At 40.7% G+C, this 11,820-nt stretch carries 11 protein-coding genes; 6 read left to right on the top strand and 5 right to left on the bottom strand.

What is annotated here, in order from left to right; translation table 11 throughout:
- The first annotated feature begins 404 nt into the window (after positions 1–404).
- From DES35_RS08725 to DES35_RS08745, 5 genes are read left to right on the top strand one after another with little or no spacing between them, the layout of a single operon-like run.
- Positions 405–1,214, top strand: a complete 810-nt coding sequence (locus DES35_RS08725) for a T9SS type A sorting domain-containing protein (RefSeq protein ID WP_211306550.1) — start codon at positions 405–407, stop codon at positions 1,212–1,214.
- Positions 1,205–2,590 (top strand): phosphoglucosamine mutase, encoded by a 1,386-nt coding sequence (gene glmM / locus DES35_RS08730; RefSeq protein WP_037361457.1) that lies wholly within the window; start codon positions 1,205–1,207, stop codon positions 2,588–2,590. The genes DES35_RS08725 and glmM overlap by 10 nt, the downstream gene beginning before the upstream one ends.
- A gap of 4 nt (positions 2,591–2,594) precedes the next feature.
- Positions 2,595–3,353: a sulfotransferase family protein gene (locus tag DES35_RS08735; RefSeq protein WP_051889500.1), complete on the top strand. Its 759-nt coding sequence runs from the start codon at positions 2,595–2,597 to the stop codon at positions 3,351–3,353.
- On the top strand, positions 3,313–4,113 hold the full coding sequence (locus DES35_RS08740; protein ID WP_125039481.1) for a hypothetical protein: 801 nt from the start codon (positions 3,313–3,315) through the stop codon (positions 4,111–4,113). Before DES35_RS08735 ends, DES35_RS08740 begins: the two co-directional genes overlap by 41 nt.
- On the top strand, positions 4,094–5,254 hold the full coding sequence (locus DES35_RS08745; RefSeq protein ID WP_170125730.1) for an ABC transporter ATP-binding protein: 1,161 nt from the start codon (positions 4,094–4,096) through the stop codon (positions 5,252–5,254). The genes DES35_RS08740 and DES35_RS08745 overlap by 20 nt, the downstream gene beginning before the upstream one ends.
- Position 5,255: 1 nt before the next feature.
- Here DES35_RS08745 and DES35_RS08750 read toward each other — a convergent pair whose 3' ends face one another.
- The 3 genes from DES35_RS08750 to uvrB form a co-directional block, all read right to left on the bottom strand.
- Positions 5,256–6,110, bottom strand: a complete 855-nt coding sequence (locus DES35_RS08750; protein WP_114366373.1) for a Cbp1 family collagen-binding glycoprotein adhesin — start codon at positions 6,108–6,110, stop codon at positions 5,256–5,258.
- Positions 6,111–6,173: 63 nt separating this feature from the next.
- A complete protein-coding gene (gene ribD, locus DES35_RS08755; protein WP_037360460.1) occupies positions 6,174–7,217 on the bottom strand; it encodes a bifunctional diaminohydroxyphosphoribosylaminopyrimidine deaminase/5-amino-6-(5-phosphoribosylamino)uracil reductase RibD in 1,044 nt (347 codons plus the stop codon).
- Positions 7,217–9,229 carry an excinuclease ABC subunit UvrB gene (gene uvrB / locus DES35_RS08760; RefSeq protein ID WP_114366374.1) on the bottom strand — a complete coding sequence of 671 codons (2,013 nt, stop codon included), beginning with the start codon at positions 9,227–9,229 and terminating at the stop codon, positions 7,217–7,219. Before uvrB ends, ribD begins: the two co-directional genes overlap by 1 nt.
- A 224-nt stretch (positions 9,230–9,453) precedes the next feature.
- On the opposite strand from uvrB, the gene DES35_RS08765 reads away from it, so the two are divergent.
- Positions 9,454–9,699, top strand: coding sequence for a hypothetical protein (locus tag DES35_RS08765; protein ID WP_037360465.1), 246 nt, complete (start codon positions 9,454–9,456; stop codon positions 9,697–9,699).
- On the opposite strand, the gene DES35_RS08770 is transcribed toward DES35_RS08765, so the two are convergent.
- Both DES35_RS08770 and DES35_RS08775 read right to left on the bottom strand, forming a co-directional pair.
- Complete coding sequence (locus DES35_RS08770) at positions 9,687–10,583, bottom strand: NHL repeat-containing protein (protein ID WP_051889440.1); 897 nt, start codon at positions 10,581–10,583, stop codon at positions 9,687–9,689. The genes DES35_RS08765 and DES35_RS08770 overlap by 13 nt on opposite strands.
- Before the next feature lie 10 nt (positions 10,584–10,593).
- Complete coding sequence (locus tag DES35_RS08775; protein ID WP_114366375.1) at positions 10,594–11,808, bottom strand: S-adenosylmethionine:tRNA ribosyltransferase-isomerase; 1,215 nt, start codon at positions 11,806–11,808, stop codon at positions 10,594–10,596.
- Positions 11,809–11,820 lie beyond the last annotated feature (12 nt).

The following is an 11,820-nucleotide window of genomic DNA, read 5'->3' on the forward strand; positions in this document are numbered from 1 at the left end:
AGCGCAGATGGTACTGGCCCACAAGCCGGGAGAGTATGTCGCTGCCCTCCTTATAATTTGTAAAAACCCCGGTTCGTGCCGGGGTTTTTTGTTTATTGTCAATCTCAGCCTCTTTGATGCAATATCCTGGTTAATGTTCATCTTTCTAAAGTTTCAATCAAGACATTTCCAAACTTATTCATCTTGTAGGCCTGATTACAGGTAAAAATATCCATGTTGAATTAGCTAAATGCCAGAAATAGAAGTAAATACTGTAAAAAATTTAGGTTGGAATTCACTCTTCACTTGCTGAAAACTATTTTTTGATATTCAAAACCACAAATACATCCGTATTCTAACCGGTTTTACAGATTGTCGTAAAGATACTGCTAATGCGTACTTTTGTTCGCGTTTATACATTCAAAATGTTGAAACCAATTTTCATAGTCATTGCCCTTTTGACCAGTGGACTGGTGCGTGCCCAGATTCTTCACACTATTGTCACACCTAATACAATAGACCGCGACACACTGCTCTTAATCGACCTTGACCAGGACACAGTTCCTGATTTTGCTATACGCTCTCAATTCGGTGTAATTGATGGAAACGATACATTTGATATCATATCGGTTTTGCCATTAGGGCAACAGGGACATCGCGTAGCAGGTATTATACCCACTGTTTTTGCCTTTGCCAGCAGGTTTTCCCTCAACGAATTTATAGGTCCTGAAACACCATTTTTAAACCCGGAAGTGGAAGGCGGGATGTCATTTGCACAAAATGGTCAGTTTATCTTCAACGATCCATGGAATGGTGGAGCTATCGATGAATTTCTTGGATTTGCCATCAAAAAAAACGAAAATACGCATTATGGCTGGGCCAAAGTCGATATAGCACCGGATGGCAAATCGTTTACACTAAAAGAATACGCCGTGAACCTAACCCCGGAAGAGCCTATCAATACCAACAGATTCTTTAACGTTGCAGAACATTTCCTCTCAGATGTAACCATCTGGCAATCGCAAGGATTGGTACATGTGAACTTTAATCACGTAGTGTCGGGAGTAGTAGTAGAGCTCTTGGATATTCAAGGACGTGTCCTCAGTCAGACCATCTGCAGCAGCGATTATATAAGCTTACCCCTTACGTACAAATCGGGGGTCTATTTGTTGAGAATCAGAAAAGATTCCTTTCAAGTAACCAGGAAAATAATACACACGTATTTATGGCATTAATTGTTTCTATTTCAGGTATCAGGGGGACGATAGGTGGTAAATCTGGTACAAATCTGACACCAATTGATATAGTGGCTTTCACTTCAGCCTATGCGCAATGGCTAAAGAAAAAAAATCCCAATAAAATACCTACTGTGCTGATCGGCAGGGATGCCAGGCCATCAGGTCCGATGGTTGCTTCTTTGGTCATCAATACCCTTGTAGCAGCTGGAGTGAATGTAATCAACCTGGGATTGAGTACGACACCTACAGTGGAGGTAGCTGTTAAAAGACATCAAGGAGACGGAGGTATAATCATTACCGCATCTCACAACCCTGTAGTATGGAATGCTCTGAAACTTCTAAATGAACAAGGAGAATTTATCAGTGCAGAAGAGGGAGAACTACTGGTCAGAATGATCCGAGATAGCGATTATGAATTTGCCGAAGTGAAACATCTTGGAAATGTAACTGAATACAATGAAGCAATTGATGATCATATAGAAGAATTGCTCAAGAGACCCGAGATCGATGTGGTGGCCATACGACAGGCTGATTTTTCAGTGGCTGTTGATGCAGTCAACAGCAGTGGTGGTATTGCCATTCCTAAATTGTTAAGAGCACTTGGAGTAAAAAAAATAAAAGAACTAAACTGTGAACCTACAGGCTGGTTCGCGCACAATCCGGAACCCCTTCGCGAACATCTTGAAGATATAATGCAACTGGTGAAATCAGAAAATTGCGATCTGGGTATCGTAGTTGACCCGGATGTAGATCGATTGGCGCTCATCGATGAAAAAGGTGAAATGTTTGGTGAAGAATACACACTGGTGGCAGTAGCGGATTATCTTTTGTCTCAAAAATCCGGCTCCACTGTATCCAATCTGTCATCTTCAAGAGCTTTGGCTGACCTGACGTATTCATACGGTGGTCAATACTATACTGCTGCGGTAGGCGAAGTAAATGTGGTAAAGAAGATGAAAGAAGTCAACGCCCGCATCGGTGGGGAAGGAAATGGAGGAGTCATCTGGCCAGACTTCCACTTCGGAAGAGATGCACTGGCCGGTGTGGCATTGATTCTTACTCATTTGGCTAAGTCAGGCACAAAACTTTCTGAATTAAAGGCTAAATATCCTTCTTACTATATGAGTAAAAACAAAATTGAACTATTGCCAGGAATGGACACTGCTGCATTGTTACTAAAAATTAAAGACAGATATAAGAATGAAAAAATCATCGATGTGGATGGAATAAAAATTGACTTTGCTGAAAGTTGGGTGCATCTGAGAAGGTCTAATACCGAACCCATTATCAGAATCTACACGGAGGCCAAAAGTCAGGTAGAAGCAGACAATTTAGCATCGAGGTTTGTAAAAGAACTCAAGGCACTGGTATAAGCTGATGTCTGAAGGCAGGATTTGTATAATCGCAGGAGCACAAAAAGCCGGTACCACCACATTGTTTCACTGGCTTACAACTCATCCTCAAGTCATTCCAGCAAAAAAGAAAGAACTGCATTATTTCGACTTCAACTATAAGAGGGGAAAAGAGTATTATCTAAGCCAATTTAAAAAAAAAGATGGTATTTTTCTTCTAGAGTCAAGTCCATATTATTTGTTTCATCCAGAGGTCCCAAGACGAATCAAAGACCAGTTTCCGAAAGCCAATGTTGTTATTTTGCTAAGAGACCCAATAGAAAGGGCCTGGTCACAATACCGAATGAATTACAATCGTGGAATTGAAAAGCTGGATTTCAGACTTGCGCTGCTTTTTGAAAGTATACGAACAGCTTTTTCATCACCAGATATTCCGGAGTCAAGGTTGCAGAATTACAGCTATTTGTCCAGAAGCAAGTATTGCATCCAGATCATCAGATGGCTTTACTATTTTGACAGAAAACAATTGTTTATTGCAATCTTTGAAGATTTCTATCAAAATCCTCAGAAAGGCATTATTTCAATCTGTGAATTTTTAAAAATAAACAGTAATTCTATACAGGTTTCTGCAGATATCCTAAACAAAGGTGATCAGGTTCCCATGCCTGAGCATTTCAGAAATACATTTGGAAAAAAAATTAAAACCGACCTGATTCAATTGGCAAAATTAATCACACCTGACTTTGGAAAATTTGAGACCTGGAGGACTTATCAACGACTCTGAACCGCAAAAGCTCGCTGCAGCTTTGAGGGAGGTTTGGGCGCTACGACAGGCAGTAGTTGCTTTCGGCTTCAGAGATTTAAAGGTAAGGTATGTGCATACGAAATTGGGGTGGATTTGGCTCATGCTTCCGCTGGTGCTCTTGATGGCACCTATTGCTTTACTTTCTATCAAGACTGAATTTCAAATCCAATCACTTCATCTTACAAAACTGCTTACCATACTGGGTGGGCATATTCTAAGCTCTGGTATGGTACAGCAGACTGCCTCAATATGGGTGAATCAGAAGCCATTTTTAAATAAAATAAACTTACCAGTACTCTTTCTGCCCGCAAGCAGGCTTGTCGTAGTTATTCCGGAATGGAGCATGTATTCATTGATTGCTTTGTTGGGCGGAATTCTGGCGGAGGGAGCCGATGGAATCAAATATTTTTATGTAATACAGATTTTTATGTTATTCGGGCTAGGTTTGGGTTTACTGATATGTACTCTAAGCCATAGGTACAGAGACGTATTGCATGCTTTGCCCTTGCTCCTGCAATTTCAGTTGGTAGTGGTTGTAATCCAGTTGGCAGGTTTGGGACCATCAGGTGATGTCATGTGCCTTTTACTGGCATATCCCCCGTTTTTTTTAGTGGATACAGTGATTTCAGATGCATCCTTGGTCAATTACTGTATCGCTACCGTTATAGTTTTCGCATTATTTTATTTGTCTTTAGCTCTCTACAGTAAATATGCAAAAAATGCCCTCGAGCGAGTTTGAACAACAGACATTGATATCTGTAGAAGATGTAAGTAAGGTTTACGCATTTAAGGATGGCCAGAATATTCAGGCCCTCTGTAATATTTGTTTAAAAGTTCCTAAAGGTACCGGACTAGCTCTGGTAGGACCAAATGGGTGTGGTAAATCAACTTTACTTCGATTAATAGCTGGAATCTCCAAGCCTACTTCTGGCCGTATTGTTTCACAGGGTAAAGTTGCTGCTTTAATAGATCCCGGTGCTGGATTTCATCCTGAGTTAAACGGTTGGGAAAATCTCTATTTTTATGGTCGGCTATCGGGGTTGTCTGACAAAGAAATTCGACGACTGAGTGTTGAAATAATTGAATTTTCCGGTATTTCCAATTTTCTTCACCGTCCTTTGAAATATTATAGCCATGGGATGTATCTACGCCTCGCATTTTCTGCTGCAGTATTTATGCCTTACGATATACTGCTGATTGATGAAATACTGGCGGTAGGAGATCTACAATTTCAACAACGATGTATTGCTAAATTGCTGGATCTTAAAGAAAAAGAAGGTCGAACCTTTGTAATTGTAAGTCATCAGACTCAGTTGCTGTACCAGCTGTGTGAATATGGAGTATGGCTGGAAAAAGGGATGATTAAAAAAACAGGTACCCTGGACAATGTCCTTGAAGAATACTACACTGCTCAGTTGTCCGTCGAAAACGCCCATTATGAAAGTCAATTCATTGATATTCAAATGGTAGAATGGGACCGGAAGCCTTCAGTTTACCACACAGGAGAGCCTGCTCTTTTGAGTCTTAAACTTGCGATATCCGAAGTAATGGAAAATATTCAACTCAGAATCAATGTATTTGATATAAAAGAAAATTTTATCACTCATCTGGATCCCGGGCTTAGCGGAGATTCATCACTGAATTTCAAACCGGGAAAGGCTACGGTGCAGGTACATCTACCGGCTTTGGACTTTTTTCCGGGTAATTATTTTCTGCGTGTAAGTGTGTATGACAATCGCGGATTGATTAGTCGGATAATGAGGATTGCACATTTTCATATCATAAACAATTCATGGAATAAAATGGTGAACGCCCATACAACCATTCGTACAGGCGTTTTTTTAAAACATCAATTTTCTATAATACCACTCGGTGAATAGGTCAATCAATCATAATGACCAAAATTTTGCTTATACTCCAAAAAGTTTTTGGGTCTTCGATCACGAGTGCACTGATTTTTTTACCTTCTCTTTCGATGCTGTAGCTACCCGTGGGATGCTCACTAATGAGCTTAATGCTTCTGGTATCCAGCTCCAGTCGATTAAGCTCTCTCATATCAGCTGCCGTAAATAAAGAAGGATCCACTGATCCTGATACGGTCTTCACACGACCAATGCCTAAAAATCCACCTTGACTGTCGATAATTCCCTTATCTTTCAGATTGCGCCTGGTGTCAATGATGTAATAGCATCTGTTGAGTTCGGCTTCTTTGGCACTGATGGTTCGTTGGCTTTCTTCAGTGATGATTTGTACTTTTCGGGTAAGCTGACGGATGGTTTCATCTTTTTCTTCGATTGCTCGGGTAAGCTCTGCAATGGTATTTTCCCTCTCTTCAAGTTGTTTTTTCAAGGATTCAACCAATACTCCGAGATTTTTTATTTGCCCCTTAGAAGAAGCCAGTTGCTGATTCAATCGATTGATTTTTGCCTTTGATTCTTCGATAATCGAATTAACATCCTGAATGTCCTGAACAACTGCATCTTTCAGACTTTTGAATTTTTCAGAAGAAGCCTCTTCTGCCAGACGTATCCTTCCTTCTTTTTCACGTATCACATTCAAATTATGCTGAACATCTTCTATAACTTCTGTAAGAATCGAAATGATGCTGTCCTGCTCTTTGGAGCGCTGCTCCAGCTCGGATTTTTCAGATTTTAAGGTTTCAATTTCTTCTTTTAGCTCACTGTTACAGCTCGCAAGGAGAACAGTGATAAAGACCGTTAAAACAAATTTTTTCATGTTGTGAATTGTTTTTTCAAAAGTATTACGAGTCAATATACCAAAAACGAAAGTATCCGAAATTTATTTTTTTTTGAAACAGAGAACCAGGTCTGAGTCCGAATAGAAACTACTTTCAAAATAAGACCATACACCATCTATTGGAGGGGCCGGAATTCCATCAAAAAGTCGGGTATGTGACTTTATCAGCCAGATCTCGTCCCAGAGATTTTTGGCGATAAAGGCCGATAGAACCCTTGTTCCCCCCTCCACTTGAAGGCTTTGCACTCCCTTTTTATAAAGTTGGTCCAGTAGGGCACCTAACCAATTCCAATCTTTATCCATTTGGATGGCAATATCCTCTTCTTTTGCAAAGCGGGAATCCACTATACGAATAGCTGGAGCAGGTGTGCGAAAAATATTCAACGACTCAGGCAATTTTCTGTATCTGTCAATGACAAGTTTCAAAGGGTCAGGGCCTTTTACCAAACGGGTTGTAAGTGATGGATTGTCCTTTAAAGCAGTCTCTGAACCAATGAGAATGCTTTGAGTACCAGCTCTTAATCTATGTGCCAATCTAAGGCTCTGTTTGCTGCTTATTATAAAGGGTTTATTGACTGGTTGGTTAATAGGAGCGATAAATCTATCCAAGGACTCAGCCCATTTCAAATAGACGTAAGGTCTTTTTTGGGTGTGAAAGGTGAAAAAGTGTTTGTTTATCTCATAGCCCAAAGAGCTCTCAACACCGGTAATGACCTCTACCCCGTGTTCCCTAAGCATTTGCACACCTTTGCCACAGACCAATGGATTGGGATCGGTGTTGGAAATCACTACTTTAGGGATTCCTTTTTCAAGGATTAGAAGAGAACAAGGCGGTGTACGTCCGAAGTGAGAACAGGGTTCAAGGTTGACATATAAGGTTGAGTGTGGTAAAAGAAGTTGATCAGCTACCGAATTAATAGCCATCACCTCAGCGTGCGGTTCACCGGGTTTGTGGTGCCATCCTTCGCCGATAATTTTGCCTTTAAACGCAATTACACTACCTACCATGGGATTGGGTCTGGCGGTGTATTCTCCATTTTTGGCAAGTTGAAAACATCTGTGAATATAAGGGATATGCTCCTGCATTATAGGGAATAGAGTTCTTTATATTTTGCCTCTAACGAGAGCATTTGGTCTCTTAGTTGTGCTGCTTTGATGAAATCGAGAGCTTTAGCCGCCTGCTCCATTTCTTTTCGGGTTTTTTCTATCTGCTTTTTCAAGGTCTCAGGTGACTGTAGGTAAGGTGTCTCAGGTTCAGAAATCAGGAAATTTTCCATCGGCTCTGCAGCGAGGTTTTGACGGGAGGCCACAGGTAGATGTGTATCAAGGGATTTTTGTAGTATTTTCGGCGTAATACCATGTTTTGAGTTATACTCACTTTGGACAGCTCTTCGTCGGTTGGTCTCATCGATTGTACGCTGCATGGAATCCGTGATGGTGTTGGCATATAAGATGGCCATGCCATTCGGATGGCGGGCAGCACGGCCGATAGTCTGAACAAGTGAGCGCTCATTGCGAAGGAAACCCTCCTTGTCGGCATCTAAAATTGCTACGAGCGACACTTCCGGCAAATCGAGCCCTTCGCGAAGCAGATTTACTCCTATCAGAACGTCAAACAACCCCATACGGAGATCTCTCAATATTTCCACGCGTTCCAATGTATCTACATCAGAATGAATGTATCTGCAACGAACTCCAAATCTTGAAAAGTACTTGTATAACTCTTCGGCCATCCTTTTGGTAAGAGTAGTGACCAGCACTCTTTCGTCCAGCTCCACTCTCTTTTGGATCTCATCCATTAGGTCATCGATTTGGTTGGTCGTGGGCCTGACCTCTACGATTGGATCGAGCATTCCGGTGGGTCTGATGAGCTGTTCCACAATGACTCCTCCTGAGGCTTGAAGCTCATAATCGCCGGGAGTAGCCGATACATAAATGACTTGGTTGATTAGAGATTCAAATTCTTCAAATCGCAATGGTCTGTTGTCAAGTGCCGCCGGAAGCCTAAATCCATACTCGACTAAAGTCTCTTTACGTGAACGATCACCCCCATACATAGCTCGCACCTGGGGAATGGTCACATGACTTTCATCTACGATCAGAAGCCAGTCTTTTGGAAAATAATCTATTAAACAAAAAGGCCTTGTACCGGGAGCCCTGCCATCGAGATAGCGGGAGTAGTTTTCAATTCCACTGCAATAGCCGAGTTCTTTGATCATTTCAAGGTCGAAATTTGTTCGTTCTTCCAGTCTTTTAGCTTCCAATGGCTTGCCCTGCTTAAGAAAAAAGTCTACCTGCTTTACAAGGTCGTGCTGAATCTGTCTGATAGCCTCTTGCAGTCGTACAGGCGAAGTCATGAAAATGTTGGCCGGATAAATCCTAACTCTTTCAAATTCAGACAATATTGCGCCTGTAACCGGGTCAACCTCCTCCAATAACTCTATTTCATTTCCCCAGAAATGAATGCGTACGGCATAATCGCTATACGCCGGAAAAATATCAACCACATCACCTTTTACTCGAAATCTACCCCTGGCAAATTCATGGCTTGTACGACTGTATAATGAGCTTACAAACTGGTGAAGTAATTTAGTGCGGGCTATGACCTGACCTTTGTACAATTCAATGACACCTTTACTGAATTCTTCAGGGTTTCCAATGCCATAGAGACAACTAACAGAGGCTACTACAAGCACGTCTCTTCTGCCACTCAACAGGGCAGATGTGGTACTGAGTCTTAACTTTTCAATCTCATCATTGATGGAAAGGTCTTTCTCGATATATGTATTAGTAGATGGAATGTAAGCTTCTGGTTGATAATAATCGTAATAAGAGACAAAATACTCTACCGCGTTATTAGGGAAAAATTGCTTGAACTCACCATAGAGTTGAGCGGCCAATGTTTTGTTGTGACTTAAAACCAAAGTTGGTCGTTGAATCTGCTCTACTACATTGGCCATGGTAAAGGTTTTGCCCGAACCGGTCACACCCAAAAGCGTTTGAGCCCTTTCGCCATTTTTTAACCCTGAAACCAGCTGGCGAATCGCCTCCGGCTGATCTCCCGTAGGTTTGTATGGAGCCTCCAGTTTAAATTCCATGGTAATGTGCCCTATGATGCAAAGCTACAAACAGATATCGATGGTACATGTTTTCCGCGTACTGTCTCCTATTTGACTACAGAACACGATAAAAATTCAGATGCAGCGCTGGTAAATTATCGTAGAAAAGATTTTTTTGCTTTTTCGCTCATTGAACAAATCAATTTATAAAATCCGTGGAGACTAGGGGTACGAACCCTATTATTTTGCCTCAAAAGTGAAAAATGGACGGCGATAAAAACACATACTATCAAAGGAATAAAGACAAAATACTTTCCAGGCTTAGAGAAAAGTATCAATCCGACCCCGAATACAGGGAGAAGATTAAATGCAGGTATAAAGATCTGTATCACAACAATGAGGAATACAGGAAGAAAGTGCTTGAAAGAGCAAAAAAACGCTATCATGAAGATGAAGAATTCAGAAACATCACCCTGGAAAGGGCAAAAAAAAGAAATCATAAATCCTGAATTTTTCTAAAATATTTTTCTAATTCTGTCAATTTTACCCGATATAGTATAGGTTTGTTTTTCACATTCTTTTCGTTAGAAATATACATGTATTTATCCCCAATCGCAATGGATTCAAATTGCTTATACAACTTCAGATCTAGTGAAATTTTTTTATCCGGATTATGCACATCGAACAGGATGATTTTGTCATAGCTTAGAGCTATTACAACGGCATCGTTGAAGATATCAGCACCACTAACCCAATGCAGTTCCATAAGACCCAAACCTGTAAATAGTGTATCGAACACATTCAGGGAAAAATTGCCAGGCATAGGAGGGATCCTATACATCAAAGCTTTGCCATCAAACGGATTTGTCCGGTTTTTTGTGATCAATGTAAGGGAATCGTTGAAATGAAAAAGTGCTTCAGCATCGAAATATCTCCTTTCCTTTACAGGCGGAAATTCTATTTGATCAGAATAAAAAAAACAAATTGAAAATTCTGGCGTGATAGTATCAGAAAAACTCAACAATTCCGATTTAGGAATTTTATATATCACCAGAGTTTGTCTTTTGTTGGAATTGTTTCCAATGTCAGCTATGTAAAGATTACCCTCTTTATCGGTTGCAAGATCTTCCCAGTCGAAATTTTCAGCATTGGCGACCCAAAACTTCTTCACAATAGTACACGATGTATCAATGGCATACAAAACCGGGTCATTGCCACTGTCATTGACCAACCAGAGAAGAGTATCTCCCCATGCAGCCATACCTGAATTTTCATTGAGTTCTTTGGGAAGTTTGCATACGGGCTCAATCTCAATGGATTGACTGATACCTGTGAGGGTACTAAATGTCAAAAGAAATTGGATGACAATGTTTTTGAATTGTAGTATCGGCATATTATCTGAATTAATGGTGTATAAACAAAAGGCTGCTATCACCGTAGCTTAGAAAGCGATAGTCGCAAGATAAAGCGTGGTTGTAAATTTCTTTCCAACGGCCACCAGTCACTGCTGATACCAAAAGCAGTAAAGTACTGCTTGGTTGATGAAAATTGGTTATTAGAGCGTCGATGGTTCTAATTTTATAACCTGGTGCAATGATTAATTGAGTTTTAAGCTTCAGGCTTTGGATATTTTTTTTGTCAAAATATTCCAACAGAGTTTCAATTGACTGCTTAAAATCAATGTTTTTTGGATGCGTAAAGCCACACCATTGCTCGAGTTCATCGGCCGACAGGTTTTTAGACAGCAATGTTCGGATGCCCAGGTGATAGATGCTTTCCAACGTTCTGAGACTAGTAGTACCTACTGCTACTTTAAATGGGCTATCCAGCATGGCTTTTAACAATCCGGGGCGGATTTCGATAAGCTCACCGTGCATTTTGTGTCCAGAGATGTATTCACTTTTAACTGGCGCAAAAGTTCCAGCTCCTACATGTAAGGTTAGAAAGTGGAATGAAATGTTTTTTTCTTTTAATAAGTTAAAAACGCGATCTGTAAAATGTAGACCAGCAGTAGGAGCAGCTACAGAACCCTCAACCTGAGCATAAATGGTTTGATAGCGTCTTTTGTCGAGCTCATCATCCAGTCGTCTGATGTAAGGAGGTAAAGGTACATGTCCAGCAAGTTCAAGAATTTCGGCAAAGGACATGTCATCGTCCCATTCAAATAAGATTTCAAATACAGCACCTTTTCTGCTGATTTTAGTGGCATAAAGTGTAGTAATTCCCTTGTTGTGAGGTATCTGCATTGAGATTGAGTGGTCCTTCCACTTCTTAGCTCTGCCCACCATGCAAAGCATTTTTACATGTTTTCGGCTGGAAAGTGCAGTGTAAAGCTCTTGGCCATCTGCCGGTTCCAGGCAGAATATTTCAACAGGTCTCTGCCCACTGCGTATTTCAAAAAATAATCTTGTAAAAACTACTTTTGATTGATTGAAGAAAATAGATGCTCCTTTTGGCAGGTATTGGTCCAGATGAAGGAATTTCGAATCTTCAATGCAACCATCTTTATAGACCAAAAGTTTCGATTCGTCTCTTTGTGGCAAGGGGTATAAGGCAATCTTATCTTCTGGAAGTTGATAGGTAAAATCTGCTATACGAATCTCCGGGATTAAACTCATCCGATACTATGT

The sequence above is a fragment of the Schleiferia thermophila genome (assembly GCF_003337435.1).
Lineage (GTDB): Bacteria > Bacteroidota > Bacteroidia > Flavobacteriales > Schleiferiaceae > Schleiferia > Schleiferia thermophila.